The organism is Pseudomonas sp. GW821-FHT09A09, from assembly GCF_059418405.1.
In genome coordinates this window covers 38,884-54,976 of record NZ_JBWKPU010000011.1, presented here as the reverse complement: position 1 = coordinate 54,976, position 16,093 = coordinate 38,884, and the positions used below count along the sequence as shown (strand labels likewise).

The following is a 16,093-nucleotide window of genomic DNA, read 5'->3' as shown; positions in this document are numbered from 1 at the left end:
GCCGATACAATTGACCGCCTACGATACGCGGCATGTTTTCAGGGAGCGTGTTCATGAAGAAGTCTTGGGCGGTAAGTGGGTTGGTTACGGCGTTGCTCATGGCGGGTTGCCAGGCGGTCAACACCACCAGCGGCGGCGCGGTGGGTGTTGAGCGCAAGCAATATATGTACAGCATGTTGTCGAGCCAGGAAGTCGACCAGATGTACGCGCAGTCCTACCAAAAGACCTTGACCGAGGCCAGTGGCAAGGGCGTTGTCGACAAGACCAGTGCCAATGCCAAGCGCGTGCAGGCGATTGCCAAGCGTTTGATTGTCCAGGTGCCGGCTTTCCGCCCAGATGCAGCGCAATGGCAATGGGAAGTGAACCTGATCAAGAGTGACGAGATCAACGCCAACTGCGGGCCGGGCGGCAAGATTTTTGTCTATAGCGGGCTGATCGAAACGCTCAAGCTGACCGATGATGAGTTGGCGGCGGTAATGGGGCATGAAATCGCCCACGCCTTGCGCGAACACAGCCGTGAAGCCATGTCCAAGGCATACGGTATCGAGATGGCCAAGCAGGGGGCCGCCGCGATCTTTGGCCTGGGTCAGGACAGCATGGCGCTCGGTGATGCAGCCGTTCAGTACGGCATGACCTTGCCCAACAGTCGCGCCAATGAAAACGAAGCTGACTTGATTGGTTTGGAGTTGTCCGCTCGTGCCGGCTACAACCCGAACGCAGCGATTACGCTGTGGAACAAAATGGCCAAGGCTTCGGAGGGTGCGCCTCCTGAGTTCATGAGCACACACCCGGCTTCCGACAGCCGAATCGCGTCGTTGCAGGCCGCGATTCCAAAAGTGATGCCGCTGTATCAGCAGGCCAAAAAATCCTGATGCTCCAGGTTCGCTGATGATCCAAATGTGGGAGCTGGCTTGTCGGATCGCCGCACCGCTGCGATAGCATCGGCTCGGTTCATCTGCTAGACCGAGTTGCCTGCATCGCAGGCAAGCCAGCTCCCACATTGGATTGGGTTTACAGATCTAGATCCAGCCGCTGCTCTGCATGGCCTTGTACACCGCCACCACGGCCAGGATGAAGAACGCCGTGGCTGCCAGTCGACGAATCAAGGTCAATGGCAGTTTTTCCGCCGCGAAATTCCCCGCCAATACCACCGGCACGTTGGCAATCAGCATGCCCAGGGTGGTGCCGATGATCACCAGCCACAACTCCGGGTACTGCGCCGCCAGCATCACCGTGGCGATCTGCGTCTTGTCACCGATTTCCGCCAGGAAGAACGCAATCAGCGTGGTCAGGAACGGCCCGAATTTGCGCGTGGTGCTGGCTTCGTCGTCGTCGAGTTTGTCGGGCACCAGGGTCCACAGGGCCGTGGCGCAGAAACTCGCCGCGAGGATCCAATGCAACACCGCATCCGAGAAGAAGCTGCCGAACCAGGCTCCCACGGCACCGGCCGCCGCATGGTTGGCCAGGGTCGCGGCGACGATGCCGGCGATGATCGGCCAGGGCTTGCGAAAGCGTGCGGCAAGGATGAGCGCGAGCAGTTGCGTCTTGTCGCCGATTTCGGCCAAGGCAACGATTGCGGTAGGTACGAGTAATGAATCCAGCATCAGGTAGGTTTCCAGGGGCGGGTCGACACGGCTATGACACGTACAGCCTTCCCGCCCCGGGTAAGGTGTGCGTGTCATAGGTCTTGTCAAACCCCGGTCCGTCTGTGCGGACTCCTGGGTCGCATACGCCATGGTCTGCTGACCAAGTATGTTGACGTATGCCGGACGAGCGTGGCGCTCGTGGGAGACTACTCCCCTAGGACGGAGCGGATTCTGCCTAGGCAAAACCCATTCGGCAAGCCTTCTTTTTCAAACGCTTGTCAGCCGCGCTTGGCACGGTAAATGCGGAAACCATTGCCTTCGGCCTTGATTGCGCACACGCCCAGATGCTCTTCGATCAGGGGTTGGTACTTGAGGAAGCTGTTGGCAACCAGGCGAAGTTCGCCGCCTTTTGCCAGGTGTTTCGCCGCTTTTCGCAGCAGGTTTTCCGTGGCGAAATAATCCGTGTGCACCCCGACATGGAACGGCGGGTTGCTCAAAATCGCGTTCAAACCCATCGGCGCGGCGTCGATTCCGTCACCGGTCAGCACTTCGGCTTCCAGACCATTGGCAGCCAGCGTCAGGCGGCTGCTGGCGGCGGCGAAGGCATCCACGTCGAGCAGGGTCACGCTGTTGTGCGGGTAGCGACGTTTGACCGCAGCCCCCAGCACGCCGGCGCCGCAACCGAAGTCCAGCAGGTGGCCGCTGGGCAGCTTGTCCAAATGCTCCAACAGCAATTCGGTGCCGCGATCCAGGCGCCCGTGGCTGAACACGCCGGGCAGGCTGACCACTTTGAGGGGGCCTTCGGCCAGCGGCACGTCGAACACCTGGGCCAGGCTTTCCAGCTCCACCGCGTGCGGGGCATTGGCCACGGTGACTTGCCACAACTGGCAGTGCCGCGCGTTATCCAGCTTGCGCGGCTTGCCAAAGGGGATCATCTGTTTGGCGGCACTTTCGATGCCGGCCTTTTTCTCCCCCACCAGAAACAGCTCGGCACCGGGCAGGCGTGCGGCCACGGCGTTGAGCAGGTAGTCGGTGAGGTCCTTGGATTTGGGCAGGAAGATCACGGCGGCATCGAACGCACGCTCGGGCACGTTCACGCCGAAGTGGCTGCGCTCGGGGAAGCGTGCGTCCAGGGCAGCCTGGTCGCCCGCGTGCCAGCTCCAGCCGTGGGCGTTGGGCAGGCGGCCGAGCAAGTCGTCGGCAGGCAACCCGACCAGCAGCAGGTTGCCTTGAAAAAGTTCGGCCTGACGAAGCAGTACTTCACTGCGCGGATCCATGGTCTGCTCCTTGAAAAGGGGCGCAGTTTATCAACTCACGACGCGCAACGGTGCGCCGCTGAAAAAGCCCCGGGCGTTTTCCGCCAGTTGGCCGACGATGCGCTGGCGTGCTTCGCGACTGCCCCAGGCGTTGTGCGGGGTGACGATCAACCGAGGAATGTCGCCGGCCAGCAGTGGGTTGCCGTTGACCGGCGGCTCCACGCTCAGCACATCGGTGGCCGCGCCGCCCAGGTGACCGCTGCGCAACGCATCGGCCAGCGCTTGTTCGTTGATCAAGCCGCCGCGTGCGGTATTGACCACAAACGCGCCAGGCTTGAGCAACGCCAGTTCACGGGCACCGATAAAGTCGCGGGTGTGTTCGTTGAGCGGGCAGTGCAGTGTCAATGCGTCCACTTGGGCTAGCAGCTCATCCAACGGCACGCGATCGGCGCGGGCAGGGCGCCCCGGAATCGCACCGAGCAGCACGCGCATGCCGAAGGCCTCAGCCAGGCGCGCTACCGCGCCGCCCAACTCGCCGTGGCCGAGCAGGCCGAGGGTCTTGCCTTCCAGCTCGACAATCGGGTGGTCCAGCAGGCAGAACTGCTTGGCTTGTTGCCACTTGCCGGCGCTGACATCCCGTTGATAGTCCTTCAAACGCGTGGCCAGGTTGAGCAACAGCATGATCGTGTGCTGCGCCACCGACGGCGTGCCGTAGCCCTGGCAATTGCTCACGGTGATGCCATGGGCACGGGCGGCGTCGAGGTCGACGTTATTGGTGCCGGTGGCCGACACCAGAATCAGTTTGAGTTCCGGGCAGGCCGCCAGGGTTTCGGTGCTGAGGGCGATCTTGTTGCTGATGACGACGTGGGCGCCCTGCACCCGTTCAACCACGTTCTGCGGGGTGGTGCCGGTGTACAGCTGCAATTCGCTGAAGCTGTCTCGCAGCTCGCTGAGGTCAAGGTCCCCCAGGTCCAGGGAAGGGTGATCAAGGAAGACCGCACGGCGATTGTTCGTCATCAACTGTACCTTTTGCGACAGGGTTTGAAGGCGTAATCTCCGGAGCCTATCAGATGAAATAATCAGTTACTTAATGGAGTGAGCATGTACGTCGCCGAGTTTTTGACCGTAGCCTTGATTCACTTGTTGGCCGTGGCCAGCCCCGGCCCGGATTTCGCCGTGGTGGTGCGTGAAAGTGTGACCCACGGCCGTCGCGCCGGAACCTGGACAGCGCTGGGTGTGGGCTCGGCGATTTTTCTGCATGTGGGTTACTCGTTGCTTGGCATTGGCTTGATCGTGTCCCAGTCCATCGTGCTGTTCAACGCACTCAAATGGGCGGCTGCGGCGTACCTGCTGTACATCGGCTTCAAGGCCTTGCGTGCCCAACCGGCCAAGCCACCGGTCGAAGGTGAGTTGCACCGCGAAGCGGGCGAGCGCACCCCGCGCGGTGCCTTTACCGCAGGCTTCGTGACCAATGGCTTGAACCCCAAGGCCACGCTGTTCTTCCTGTCGCTGTTCACCGTGGTGATCAACCCGCACACACCGCTGGCGATCCAGGCCGGTTACGGCGTGTACCTGGCGGTCGCGACGGCGCTGTGGTTCTGCCTGGTGGCCATGCTGTTCAGCCAGCAGCGCGTGCGCGCCGGGTTTGCGCGGATGGGGCACTGGTTTGACCGCACCATGGGCGCGGTGCTGATTGCGATTGGGGTGAAGCTGGCGTTTACCAGTATGAAATAACCCTGTGGGAGCCGGGCTTGCCCGCGATGCAGGCGACTGGGTGTTTCAGAAATACCGAGTTAAGGCCATCGCAGGCAAGCCAGCTCCCACATTGGATCTCTGCAAGGCTCCAGTAATGGCTCAAAGCTAGCATTCATTGGGCTCTGCAAATCATTCCTTTGGCTGATTTGGCTGAAACATAACGTCTCTAAAGTGCAGGTCTTCAAGCCAAGACCGTGCAGTCAGATAAGGGATTCGTATGTTGCAGACCCGTGTTATCCCGCCCGCCGAAGGCGCGTACCAATACCCGCTGTTGATCAAACGCCTGCTGATGTCCGGGACTCGCTACGAGAAAACCCGGGAAATCATCTACCGCGACAAACTGCGCTACACCTACCCCACCCTGATCGAACGGGTTGCCCGGCTGGCCAATGTGCTGACCGAGGCCGGGGTGAAGGCCGGCGATACCGTGGCAGTGATGGATTGGGACAGCCATCGCTACCTCGAATGCATGTTCGCCATCCCGATGATCGGCGCGGTGATCCACACCATCAACGTGCGCCTGTCGCCGGAACAGATCCTCTACACCATGAACCACGCCGAAGACCGCTTCGTGCTGGTCAACAGCGAATTCGTGGGGCTCTACCAGGCGATTGCCGGGCACCTGACGACCGTCGACAAGACCCTGCTGCTCACCGACGGTGACGCCAAGACCGCCGAGTTGCCAGGCCTGGTGGGCGAGTACGAAACCCTGCTGGCCGCCGCCAGCCCCGCGTACGACTTCCAGGATTTCGACGAAAACTCGGTCGCCACCACCTTCTACACCACCGGCACCACTGGCAACCCCAAGGGCGTGTACTTCACTCACCGCCAACTGGTCCTGCACACCATGGGCGTGGCGACCATCATGGGCAGCGTCGACAGCGTGCGCCTGTTGGGCACCAACGACGTGTACATGCCGATCACGCCGATGTTCCATGTACACGCCTGGGGTTTGCCGTATGTGGCGACCATGCTTGGCCTGAAGCAGGTCTACCCCGGCCGCTACGACCCCGAGTACCTGGTGGAGCTGTGGCGCAAGGAAAAGGTCACCTTCTCCCACTGCGTGCCGACCATCCTGCAGATGGTGCTCAATGCCAAGGCCGCCCAGGGCGTGGATTTTGGTGGCTGGAAAATCGTGATTGGCGGCAGTGCGCTCAATCGCACCTTGTACGAAGCTTCCAAGGCCCGTGGGATTCAGCTGACGGCCGCGTACGGCATGTCCGAGACCGGGCCGCTGGTGTCTTGTGCCCACCTCAATGAAGAACTGATGGCTGGCACCGAGGATGAACGTACCACCTACCGCATCAAGGCCGGTGTGCCCGGGCCACTGGTGGAGGCGGCGATCATCGACGCTGACGGTAACTTCCTGCCCGCCGATGGCGAGTCCCAGGGCGAGCTGGTGCTGCGTGCGCCGTGGCTCAGCGAAGGTTATTTCAACGAGCCACAGAAGGGCGCCGAGCTGTGGGAAGGCGGCTGGATGCACACCGGTGACGTGGCCACCCTTGATGCATTTGGCGTGATCGATATCCGTGACCGTATCAAGGATGTGATCAAAACGGGCGGGGAGTGGATCTCGTCCCTGGCCCTGGAGGACCTGGTCAGCCGTCACCCTGCGGTACGTGAAGTAGCGGTGGTGGGCATTGCCGACCCGCAGTGGGGCGAGCGTCCGTTTGCCTTGCTGGTGGTGCGTGATGGCCATGTGATAGGTGCGCGGGAGCTTAAAGAACACTTAAAACCGTTTGTTGAATTGGGCCACCTGAGCAAGTGGGCGATTCCGAGCCAGATTGCGGTTGTTACTGAAATTCCCAAGACCAGCGTAGGAAAGCTCGACAAAAAACGTATCCGCATCGACATCATCGAATGGCAGGCCAACAACAGTACGTTCCTGTCCACCCTGTGATCCCTTCCGCCGCGCCCGTTCGGGCGCGGCAATGCTCTATCTGGCGCCTTCACTTGTGATTTGCCGATTTTCAGCCATCCTTGCCCCGCCGACCTTCGTCGGCATGGCGAAAGGGTTGTGGCAGACGGGTTGGTGATGCAAATCACACTTTAGAGGGATCAAGCGATACCCCCTGCTGGCTATAGTCCTTCCCAGAGTTTTTCAAGGATGTTGCGCTTCGGGCCATGGGGGCTCGGTTGCCGTTCGGCATTGGAGTCGTTGTATTCCGGCCGTTACATGCATCTGTAAGAAAAAACTCACTGCCATAACAATAATGCACATGGAGTAGCGTCGATGACCTCAGTAAACCAGTTCTGGCGCCGGGCAAGACTGCCCTTGGCTGTCAGTCTCGCTTCTACGCTCGCCGGGCCCGCATTCGGCGTCAGTTTCAACATCGGTGAAATCGAAGGCAGCTTTGACTCCTCTCTGTCGGTGGGGGCGAGTTGGTCAGCGGCAGGTCGTAACAAAGACCTGATTGGCGTTAACAATGGCGGCAAGGGGTTGTCGCAAACGTCTGACGACGGCCATCTGAACTTTGATAAGGGTGATTCCTTCTCGAAGATCTTCAAGGGTATCCATGACCTTGAATTGAAATATGGCGATACCGGTGTGTTTGTGCGCGGCAAATACTGGTACGACTTCAAACTCAAAGACGATGACCTGGACTTCAAGAACATCAGCGACGACCACCGCCCAACGGGCGCGCGGTCTTCCGGTGCGCAGATCCTCGACGCCTTCGTCTACCACAACTATTCGATTGGCGATGAGCCAGGTTCTGTACGCTTGGGCAAGCAGGTGGTGAGCTGGGGTGAAAGTACCTTCATCGGTGGCGGTATCAACGCCATCAACCCGATCGACGTGGCCGCTTTCCGTCGCCCAGGGGCTGAGATCAAGGAAGGCCTGATTCCGGTCAACATGTTCTACCTGTCGCAGACGCTGACCGATAATGTGTCGGCTGAAGGCTTCTACCAGATTGGCTGGGACAAGACCGTTACCGACAACTGCGGGACCTTCTTCTCGCAGCCGGACATCATTACCACGGGCTGTAATGACAACTTGCGAGTGTTGAACAAGCGCTCGACGCTTCCGGCTGCAGCGTTGCCGGGTTTGGCTGCCCGTGGCGTCGATATAAACGAAGAAGGGGTGCTGGTACGCCGCGCGCCAAACCGTAATGCACGTGATGGTGGCCAGTACGGCTTCGCAATGCATTACAACTTTGAGCCGCTGGACACTGAATTCGGCGCTTACTACATGAACTATCACAGCCGCGCGCCGATCTTTAGTGCCACTGGTGCACCTCAGTCGATCTATAACCTCGCCCCCTTCTTGGGAACGGCTGCGCCTTTGGTGGTGGCAGGCAACTCGAAATACTTCGTTGATTACCCAGAAGATATCCACCTCTTTGGGTTGAGCTTCTCCACCACGTTGCCTACTGGGACGGCCTGGAGTGGAGAGGTTAGCTATCGGCCAAATGCGCCTGTGCAGTTGAACTCTACGGACATCCTGTATGCCGGCGTGGTGCCTTTGGGTGGCCCGGTGCTGGGCAACGCCTCGCTGTTGAAAGGCGTTCCCGGGCAGGACCTGGATGGCTATCGCCGTAAGGAAATCACCCAACTCCAAACCACGTTCACGCACTTCTTCGATCAGGTCATGGGCGCAAGCCGCCTGACGCTGGTAGGCGAAGTCGGCATGACCTACGTCGGTGGCCTGGAGAGCAAATCCAAAGTGCGTTACGGGCGTGACCCGGTGTTCGGCCCAGGCACATTGCCTAACGGTGCTTGCGCGGCACTCAACAACTCGACTGCACAAGGTGGTGGGTTGCCCAACGCCAGCAGCCTGAACACCAATTGCAACAACGACGGCTTCACCACCGCCACGTCCTGGGGCTACCGTGGGCGGGCCATCTGGGAATACCCGGATGTGTTTGCAGGCGTCAACCTCAAGCCTAACGTGGCCTGGTCCCACGACGTAAAAGGTTACTCGCCAGGCCCTGGCGGTAACTTCGAGGAAGGTCGCAAGGCTGTCAGCCTGGGCCTGGATGCCGAATACCAGAACACCTACACCGCGAGCCTGAACTACACCAACTTCTTTGGAGGGGATTTCAGCACCGTGGACGACCGCGATTTTATCGCCCTGAGCGTCGGCGTGAACTTCTAAGCACACACTCTTTTTGCAGTCTGTATTTCAGGAAGACCAGAACATGAAAATAACTAAAAGTCTGTTGCACGTGGGTGTGCTTGGGCTGTCGATCCTGGCGAGCAACGTCATGGCGGCAGTCTCGGCGGATGAAGCCGCCAAGCTGGGCACGACCCTGACCCCAATGGGCGCCGAGATGGCCGGTAACGCGGCGGGCACCATTCCGAAATGGTCGCCGCTGCCAACCAACGCTGGCGCCGTCGACGCCCGTGGTTTCCTGGCCAACCCGTACGCCAGTGAACAACCGCAGTTCACCATCACCGCGGCAAACGTCGAACAGTACAAAGACAAGCTGGCGCCAGGCCAATACGCGATGTTCAAGCGCTACCCGGACACCTTCAAGATGCCGGTCTACCCGACCCATCGCGGCGCCACCGTGCCAGCCGATGTGTTTGCGGCCATCAAGAAGAACGCCACCAATACCAACCTGGTGTCGGGCGGCAACGGCCTGGAAAACTTCGAAACGGCCATCCCGTTCCCGATCCCGAAAAGCGGCGTGGAAGTCATCTGGAACCACATCACCCGCTATCGTGGCGGCAGCGTGACGCGCCTGGTCACCCAGGCCACCCCGCAAACCAATGGTTCGTTCAGCCTGGTGTACTTCCGCGACCAGTTCGTGTTCCGCGACAAGATGAAGGACTACGACCCGAAAAACCCAGGCAACGTGCTGTTCTACTTCAAGCAGCAAGTGACCGCGCCGGCGCGTCTGGCCGGTGGTGTGCTGCTGGTGCACGAAACCCTGGACCAGGTGAAGGAACCGCGTTCGGCGTGGGTCTACAACGCCGGTCAGCGTCGCGTGCGTCGGGCACCGCAAGTGTCGTATGACGGCCCGGGTACTGCTGCTGACGGCCTGCGTACTTCCGACAACCTCGACATGTACAACGGTGCCCCGGACCGCTACGACTGGAAGCTTGAGGGCAAGAAAGAAATCTACATTGCCTCCAACAGCTACAAAGTCGACGATCCGAAGCTCAAGTACACCGACATCATCAAGGCTGGCCACATCAATCAGGACCTGGCACGTTACGAGCTGCGCCGCGTCTGGCACGTGGTCGCGACCTTGAAGGAAGGCCAGCGCCATATCTACGCCAAGCGTGACTTCTTCATCGACGAAGACACCTGGCAAGCCGCGGTGATCGATCACTACGACGGCCGTGGCCAACTGTGGCGCGTCGCCGAAGCCCATGCTGAAAACTACTACGACAAGCAAGTGCCGTGGTACGCCCTGGAAACCCTCTACGACCTGCAGTCCGGCCGCTACCTGGCCTTGGGCATGAAGAACGAAGAGAAACAGGCCTATGACTTCGGCTTCACCGCCACCACCAGCGACTTCACCCCGGCGGCCTTGCGCCAGGACGGCGTCCGCTAACCCACAGCAACATCCCCTGTAGGCGTTGGGCTTGTGTGGGAGCTGGCTTGCCTGCGATAGCATCACCTCGGTAGGTCTGATAGACCGAGGTGGCTGCATCGCGGGCAAGCCCAGCTCCCACATTTGTTTGTGTTGAGATTTTTTGTCGCAGTTCTTTTTCAGGCAAATGTTGCAAAGATCTACAAACCCGCCGCTTTTACCGCTAGTCTGCGGACATCTGCAATGCCGACAACAGCCTTCTACAAGAGCCCGGCGATGACTGATCTGTCCCGAATCCAAGGGCCTGCAAACGTCGTGATTCCGACCCTGGAAGCACGCTTTTTCAGGCCTCCGCTGCCTGACGGCTATGTGCTGCGGCCTCGCCTGTGCGAACGGTTGAGTGCCGGGTTGGAAGGGCGGTTGCTGCTGGTTAGCGCGCCGGCGGGGTTCGGCAAAAGTTCGTTGGCGGTGGAGTTCTGCCAGGGTCTTCCGGCCCATTGGCAAAGCCTGTGGCTGGGGCTGAGCCCCCGGGATAACGACCCCGGCCGCTTCCTCGAGCGCCTGCTCGACGGCTTGCAGCAATATTTCCCCCAGATCGGCGCCCAATCCCTGGGGCTGCTGAAAATGCGCCAACGCCACCAGCCGTTTGCCTTTGAAGAATGGCTCGATGGCTTGCTCGATGAGCTGACGCTGCACCTTTCCACGCGCGCGCCGTTGTTGCTGGTGCTGGATGACTACCACCTGGCTCAGGGTCCGGTGCTGGATCGCTGCCTGCAGTTTTTCCTCAACCATTTGCCCGACGGTCTGGTGGTACTGGTCACCAGTCGCCAGCGTCCGGATTGGCATCTGGCACGGTTGCGCCTGTCACGGCATCTACTGGAACTGCATGAGCAAGACCTGCGGCTGACCCACGATGAGTCGTTGGCTGTATTGGATCAGCACAGCAACTCTTTGCGTGGCGAGGCGCTGGATAACTTGATTCGGCGCAGTGAAGGCTGGGTGGCTGGCCTGCGTTTCTGGTTGCTGGCCGCCTCTGAGGCCGGCAATGAAGGTGCCTTGCCGCAGAACCTGCACGGCGGGGAGGGGCTGATTCGCGATTACCTGCTGGAAGAAGTCATCGACTGCCTGCCCGTCGAGGTCCAGGCGTTTCTCTACGACACTGCGCCCCAGGAGCGCTTTTGCGCCGAACTGTGCGATGCAGTGCGCGAAGCTCACGACAGTGCTGAAACCCTGCGCTACCTGCAGGCCCACCAGGTATTTTTGGTGCCGCTGGATGAGCAGGGTCACTGGTTTCGCTATCACCATTTGTTTTCCGACTTGCTGCGCACCCGTCGCGCAAAGAACGCCACATTGCCGGTGGCCAGCCTGCACCTGCGAGCGTGCCGCTGGTTCAACGCCCAGGGCCTGATCGATGAAGCGGTGGAGCAGGCCCTGCGCGCCGGTCACCTCGACGTGGCGGCGAATCTGGTGCAGAACCTGTCCGAAGAGCAACTGTTGGCCGAGCAGAACGTGGGCATGTTGCTGCGCTGGAAGATGGACTTGCCCGATAGCCTGCTGATCAGCACGCCGCGCTTGATCGTGCTGTACAGCTGGGCCCTGGGGCTGGCGTGCCAGCTGGATGCGGCGGAAGAATTATCCGGCTACCTCAGCCGCTTCCTGCCGGCGCCGTCGGCCACCGCGCAGAAGTCGATGCTGGCCCAGTGGCTGGCATTGAGCGGGATCATCGCCCGAGGGCGCGGGGATCGCGAACTGACCCAGCGCTATTGCAGCGAGGCCCTGGAAAGCTTGCCGCTCAAGCGTTATGGCCAGCGCTTGATGTGCCTGTCGACGCTCTCCAACCTGGCGATTGTCGATGCCGATTTGTGGCGTGCCCGTGGCCTGAACCGTGAATCCCTGGAGCTGGCGCAGCGCGTCGGCAACCCATTGTTTGAAGCCCTGGCTCATTACGATCGCGCCCGCGTGTTGCAGGCCAGAGGCGAAATCCTGCGTTCGCTCGATGAAGTGCGCCAGGGCTTGCAACGCTTGCATGGCCTGGCGCCCCAGCGGCTGTACGCCGTGCGAGCGCGGTTATCGCTCTACGAAGGCTATTTGCTGCTGGTGCGTTATCAGCCTGAAGCCGGCCTGGCGCGCTTGCGTGCCGGCCTGGCTGAAGCGCGTGCCTGCCGGGACATCAGTGTGCTGATCGGGCATTGCGTCATCGCCAACTTCGAGGGGCGGCGTAATGATTTCTCCAAGGCGTTCGCCGAGCTGGCCGAAGCAGAGCGCCTGATGCATATCTGGGACGTGCCGCCGATTTACTACCTGGCGATGATCACTTTGATCAAATGCGAACTGTGGCTGGCCCAGGGGCGTACCGACCTGGCCGATGCCTGGCTGGCGCGGCTGGGGCAGACCTACAACGGCGAGCATGCCGCCGCCGCGCCGGAGTTTCACCCTCACTTGCCGCAACATATCGGCCTGCAACAAGCCGCACTGGACGCCACGCGCCATCAGCCTACCGCCGCCCTGCAACGGCTCGATGAACTGGCGCAGCAGGCGCACAGTGATGGCCGCCAGATGATTGCCCTGATGGCGCTGACCCAGCAGGCGCATCTGCTGCTCGACAGTGGCCAGGAAACCAAGGCGCTGCCGGTGCTGGCTCGTGCCCTTGAAGCGGGGGCGGGAGGTGCGTTGCAGCCCTTCCAGCGCTTGCTGGAAAGCCACCCCGACTGGATGCGCGAGCAGCTTGGTAAAGACCCCCATGGCTTGCTGAATCAAAGCCTGCTGGGGCTGCTTCCGGTGGTTGCGGTTGTCGAAACCTCACCCAACCACGAAACCTTGAGCACCCGCGAACTGGCGGTGCTGCAACTGATCGCCCAAGGCTGTTCCAATCAGGAAATCAGTAACCGGTTGTTCATTTCGCTGCACACGGTGAAGACACATGCGAGCCATATCAACAGCAAGCTGGGCGTAGAGCGGCGCACGCAGGCGGTGGCAAGGGCGCAGGAGTTGCGGTTGATTGGCTAGGAAGGAGGCCGCCCAGTCTGGTTTACTGGTGCAATTATTCTGGCGAGCAGCGCCCGATAATGCCCACTTACTTGCACTTGAGGCCTTCTGATGCAACCTGAACTGCCGACGCTTATTCGCGAAACCTTCCCCGTCGGCCCGTTGCAGTGCAACTGCACCATCATTGGCGATCCGATCACCAAAAAAGCCATCGTGGTCGACCCAGGCGGCAATCATGAGCTGATCCTGGCCCGCCTCGACGCGCTGGGCCTCAAGGTGGTGAGCATCATCCATACCCACGCCCATCTTGATCATTTCCTCGCGTCCGGCCAGTTGAAAGAGAAGACCGGCGCTACCCTGCATCTGCACAAGGAGGATCAATTCCTCTGGGATAACCTGGAAATGCAATGCCAGATGTTTCGTGTGCCCTACACGCCGGTGCCGTCACCGGACCGCTGGCTTGAACACGAAGAGGAGTTGGCCTGCGGATGTGGTGTTGCGTTGCATACCCCGGGGCACACGCCAGGGTCGATGAGTTTCTGGTTTGCCGATGCCAAATTGTTGATCGCCGGCGACACCCTGTTCCGTCGTGGCGTGGGGCGTACAGACCTGTGGGGCGGGGACCAGGCGACTATCGTGCGGTCGATCAAGCAGCGCTTGTACACCCTGGATGAAGGGGCGACGGTGGTGGCCGGCCATGGTCCGGATACCCGTCTGGGCGATGAAATGCGTGAGAACCCTTTTGTGCGGGCATAAACGGCGAATCGGTGTTTTTTCGGATACCAAGTGGCAACCGTCCTACGCCACTTACAGAGAAAATGACAATCACCGTTCAGGTAGCGTCTGCTAGGGTTTTAGTGTGCTCACCTGTTGTAGAGCGGGAGCCTGCCGGGCAGGGAATTTTTGCCGTTTGTCGTGTTCCAAGCTCGGCACAGGTCCATTGCCAATGTCCTCTGCATCACAGAATGCAAAAGTAGGAGCTTCCTTCATGTTCACTTCGCGTCGTCTGCTTGTCGTTGCCACGGCTGTTGCCTTGTTGTCCGGCTGTGCGTCTCCTAATCCATACGATGGTAGCCAAGGACAGGCAAACGGCTCATCGGGTATCAGCAACACGGCCAAGTACGGCGGCCTGGCTGCACTGGCCGGTGGTTTGGCCGGCGCTGCCATCGACCATAACAACCGTGGCAAAGGTGCCCTGATCGGCGCTGCCGTGGCCGGCCTGGGTGGTGCAGGTTATGGCTACTACGCCGACCAGCAGGAAAAGAAACTGCGAGCCAGCATGGCCAACACCGGGGTTGAAGTTCAACGTCAGGGCGATCAGATCAAGCTGATCATGCCGGGCAACATCACCTTCGCGACCAACTCGGATGCGATCTCCAGCAGCTTCTACCAGCCGCTGAACAACCTGGCTAACTCGCTCAAGCAGTTCAACCAGAACACTATCCAGATCGTCGGCTACACCGACAGCACCGGCAGCCGCCAACTGAACATGGACCTGTCCCAGCGTCGTGCGCAGAGCGTGGCCAACTACCTGACGTCCCAAGGCGTGAGCCCGACCAACCTGAGCGCACGCGGTGCCGGCCCGGATAACCCGATCGCCAGCAACGCCGACGTCAATGGCCGTGCCCAAAACCGTCGTGTAGAGGTGAACCTGGGCCCTATCCCCGGTCAGCAATATGGCCAGCCTGCCCAACAGCAGCAACAGGCGCCACAGCAGAACAACCAGTTCCAGGGCAACCCGTACCAGCAGTACCAATAAACGCTGGTCACTAAAAAGGGCGCCGTGCAGTCAATGCACGGCGCCCTTTTTTATTGCCGGTTACATCAGTCGATGTATTCGAACAGCTTCACGATCTTCTGTACGCCCGACACGCCCTGTACCAGGTTAGCGGCGCGGGTGGCTTCTGCCTGGGTCAGCAGGCCCATCATGTAGACGATGCCGTTATCGGTGATCACTTTGATCCGCGAGCCCGGAATGGCGTTGTCAGTCAGCATCTGCGCCTTGATCTTGGTGGTCAGCAAGGCATCGTTGCTGATGGCCAGCAGCGTGATCGGGTCCATGACCTGCAGTTCGTTGTGCACCTTCTTCACGCGCTGCACGGTCGAGGCGGCTTGTTCGGCCTGGGCCTTGAGGTCGGCACGCGGTGTCTGGCCGGCCAGCAGTACTACGCCGTTGAAGCTGGTGACCACGATGCGCGAAGCGCCATTGCCCAGGTCGGTGGCGGCCTTGGCGACGTTGACTTCAACCTTGGTTTCGATCAGCGAGTCATCGATCTTGCTGCCGAAAGTGCGAGTGCCCTTGTCGTCCTGGATAGGGGTGTCACGTGTTGCAGTGATGGCCGTGCTGCAGCCGCTGATAGCGAGACACAGGGTGATGGCCAAAAGGCTGAGGCGGTTAACGGTCATTCTTCACTCCCAAACAGTTGGCTGTCGATCAGATCGCACAGGCAGTGGATCGCCAGCAGGTGGACTTCCTGGATACGTGCGGTGACAGTGGCCGGGACGCGAATTTCCACGTCCTCTGGCAGCAGCAATGACGCCATACCGCCGCCATCACGACCGGTCAATGCTACGACAATCATTTCGCGATCATGTGCGGCCTGGATCGCCTGAATAATATTGGCCGAGTTGCCACTGGTGGAAATCGCCAGCAAGACATCGCCGGGTTGGCCCAGGGCGCGGATCTGCTTGGAAAAGATTTCGTTGTAGCTGTAGTCGTTGGCGATCGAAGTGATCGTCGACGAATCGGTGGTCAAGGCGATGGCCGGCAGGCTCGGGCGCTCACGCTCAAAGCGGTTGAGCAGCTCCGAGGAGAAGTGCTGGGCATCGCCGGCCGAACCGCCGTTGCCGCACGAAAGCATTTTGCCCTCGTTGAGCAAGGCATTGACCATGACCTGACTGGCTTGCTCGATGTGCGGTGCAAGTACGTCCATCGCCTGTTGCTTGGTGTCGATGCTGGCCTGGAAAAGCTGGCGAATTCGGGATTGCATGTCCATCTGTGTGACCTTAAGTAGCGCGGCTGTTTGGC

The 16,093-nt window shown here is 60.3% G+C and carries 13 protein-coding genes and 1 riboswitch; of the genes, 8 read left to right on the top strand and 5 right to left on the bottom strand.

The genetic code is table 11. The features are described from left to right. Nucleotides 1–53 precede the first annotated feature (53 nt). Nucleotides 54–872, top strand: coding sequence for a M48 family metallopeptidase (locus AC07OV_RS11880; protein WP_494999174.1), 819 nt, complete (start codon nucleotides 54–56; stop codon nucleotides 870–872). Nucleotides 873–1,019: 147 nt separating this feature from the next. Here the strand turns inward: AC07OV_RS11880 and AC07OV_RS11875 are convergent, their stop codons facing one another. The 3 genes from AC07OV_RS11875 to AC07OV_RS11865 form a co-directional block, all read right to left on the bottom strand. Further along, nucleotides 1,020–1,604, bottom strand: coding sequence for a TMEM165/GDT1 family protein (locus tag AC07OV_RS11875; RefSeq protein ID WP_101266603.1), 585 nt, complete (start codon nucleotides 1,602–1,604; stop codon nucleotides 1,020–1,022). A gap of 88 nt (nucleotides 1,605–1,692) precedes the next feature. Next, nucleotides 1,693–1,814: riboswitch (yybP-ykoY riboswitch) on the bottom strand. Nucleotides 1,815–1,864: 50 nt separating this feature from the next. Further along, nucleotides 1,865–2,863: a methyltransferase gene (locus tag AC07OV_RS11870; RefSeq protein ID WP_495092293.1), complete on the bottom strand. Its 999-nt coding sequence runs from the start codon at nucleotides 2,861–2,863 to the stop codon at nucleotides 1,865–1,867. 30 nt (nucleotides 2,864–2,893) lie between these two features. Further along, a complete protein-coding gene (locus tag AC07OV_RS11865) occupies nucleotides 2,894–3,859 on the bottom strand; it encodes a 2-hydroxyacid dehydrogenase (protein WP_494997198.1) in 966 nt (321 codons plus the stop codon). Between the two features lie 84 nt (nucleotides 3,860–3,943). Here AC07OV_RS11865 and AC07OV_RS11860 point away from each other — a divergent pair, with 84 nt between their 5' ends. The 7 genes from AC07OV_RS11860 to AC07OV_RS11830 all read left to right on the top strand — a co-directional run bounded on the left by AC07OV_RS11860 (nucleotide 3,944) and on the right by AC07OV_RS11830 (nucleotide 14,824). Then, the gene (locus tag AC07OV_RS11860) at nucleotides 3,944–4,576 is read left to right on the top strand and encodes a LysE family translocator (protein ID WP_176995052.1); all 633 of its coding nucleotides are present in this window, start codon (nucleotides 3,944–3,946) and stop codon (nucleotides 4,574–4,576) included. A 238-nt stretch (nucleotides 4,577–4,814) separates the two neighbouring features. Continuing rightward, complete coding sequence (locus AC07OV_RS11855) at nucleotides 4,815–6,497, top strand: fatty acid--CoA ligase (RefSeq protein ID WP_176995051.1); 1,683 nt, start codon at nucleotides 4,815–4,817, stop codon at nucleotides 6,495–6,497. Between the two features lie 333 nt (nucleotides 6,498–6,830). Next, nucleotides 6,831–8,693, top strand: coding sequence for a DUF1302 domain-containing protein (locus AC07OV_RS11850; protein ID WP_176995050.1), 1,863 nt, complete (start codon nucleotides 6,831–6,833; stop codon nucleotides 8,691–8,693). 43 nt (nucleotides 8,694–8,736) lie between these two features. Continuing rightward, on the top strand, nucleotides 8,737–10,101 hold the full coding sequence (locus AC07OV_RS11845; protein WP_494997200.1) for a DUF1329 domain-containing protein: 1,365 nt from the start codon (nucleotides 8,737–8,739) through the stop codon (nucleotides 10,099–10,101). A gap of 255 nt (nucleotides 10,102–10,356) precedes the next feature. Then, nucleotides 10,357–13,086: a winged helix-turn-helix domain-containing protein gene (locus tag AC07OV_RS11840; RefSeq protein WP_495092292.1), complete on the top strand. Its 2,730-nt coding sequence runs from the start codon at nucleotides 10,357–10,359 to the stop codon at nucleotides 13,084–13,086. A 90-nt stretch (nucleotides 13,087–13,176) separates the two neighbouring features. Further along, nucleotides 13,177–13,821, top strand: coding sequence for an MBL fold metallo-hydrolase (locus tag AC07OV_RS11835; RefSeq protein WP_495092291.1), 645 nt, complete (start codon nucleotides 13,177–13,179; stop codon nucleotides 13,819–13,821). A gap of 232 nt (nucleotides 13,822–14,053) precedes the next feature. Then, the gene (locus tag AC07OV_RS11830) at nucleotides 14,054–14,824 is read left to right on the top strand and encodes a YiaD family glycine zipper/OmpA-like lipoprotein (protein WP_178922755.1); all 771 of its coding nucleotides are present in this window, start codon (nucleotides 14,054–14,056) and stop codon (nucleotides 14,822–14,824) included. Nucleotides 14,825–14,889: 65 nt separating this feature from the next. Here AC07OV_RS11830 and AC07OV_RS11825 read toward each other — a convergent pair whose 3' ends face one another. Further along, entirely contained in the window at nucleotides 14,890–15,471 is a 582-nt protein-coding gene (locus AC07OV_RS11825) for a BON domain-containing protein (RefSeq protein WP_178922757.1), read from the bottom strand. Continuing rightward, complete coding sequence (locus AC07OV_RS11820; RefSeq protein WP_024073509.1) at nucleotides 15,468–16,061, bottom strand: phosphoheptose isomerase; 594 nt, start codon at nucleotides 16,059–16,061, stop codon at nucleotides 15,468–15,470. The genes AC07OV_RS11825 and AC07OV_RS11820 overlap by 4 nt, the downstream gene beginning before the upstream one ends. Nucleotides 16,062–16,093: the final 32 nt, after the last annotated feature.

What these genes read in the sequence shown, in the direction of transcription:
- AC07OV_RS11855 (WP_176995051.1), top strand. Translation starts at nt 4,815, where the DNA reads ATGTTGCAGACCCGTGTTATCCCGCCCGCCGAAGGCGCGTACCAATAC.
- AC07OV_RS11880 (WP_494999174.1), top strand. Translation starts at nt 54, where the DNA reads ATGAAGAAGTCTTGGGCGGTAAGTGGGTTGGTTACGGCGTTGCTCATG.
- AC07OV_RS11850 (WP_176995050.1), top strand. Translation starts at nt 6,831, where the DNA reads ATGACCTCAGTAAACCAGTTCTGGCGCCGGGCAAGACTGCCCTTGGCT.
- AC07OV_RS11860 (WP_176995052.1), top strand. Translation starts at nt 3,944, where the DNA reads ATGTACGTCGCCGAGTTTTTGACCGTAGCCTTGATTCACTTGTTGGCC.
- AC07OV_RS11865 (WP_494997198.1), bottom strand. Translation starts at nt 3,859, where the DNA reads ATGACGAACAATCGCCGTGCGGTCTTCCTTGATCACCCTTCCCTGGAC.
- AC07OV_RS11825 (WP_178922757.1), bottom strand. Translation starts at nt 15,471, where the DNA reads ATGACCGTTAACCGCCTCAGCCTTTTGGCCATCACCCTGTGTCTCGCT.
- AC07OV_RS11840 (WP_495092292.1), top strand. Translation starts at nt 10,357, where the DNA reads ATGACTGATCTGTCCCGAATCCAAGGGCCTGCAAACGTCGTGATTCCG.
- AC07OV_RS11830 (WP_178922755.1), top strand. Translation starts at nt 14,054, where the DNA reads ATGTTCACTTCGCGTCGTCTGCTTGTCGTTGCCACGGCTGTTGCCTTG.
- AC07OV_RS11875 (WP_101266603.1), bottom strand. Translation starts at nt 1,604, where the DNA reads ATGCTGGATTCATTACTCGTACCTACCGCAATCGTTGCCTTGGCCGAA.
- AC07OV_RS11835 (WP_495092291.1), top strand. Translation starts at nt 13,177, where the DNA reads ATGCAACCTGAACTGCCGACGCTTATTCGCGAAACCTTCCCCGTCGGC.
- AC07OV_RS11845 (WP_494997200.1), top strand. Translation starts at nt 8,737, where the DNA reads ATGAAAATAACTAAAAGTCTGTTGCACGTGGGTGTGCTTGGGCTGTCG.
- AC07OV_RS11820 (WP_024073509.1), bottom strand. Translation starts at nt 16,061, where the DNA reads ATGGACATGCAATCCCGAATTCGCCAGCTTTTCCAGGCCAGCATCGAC.
- AC07OV_RS11870 (WP_495092293.1), bottom strand. Translation starts at nt 2,863, where the DNA reads ATGGATCCGCGCAGTGAAGTACTGCTTCGTCAGGCCGAACTTTTTCAA.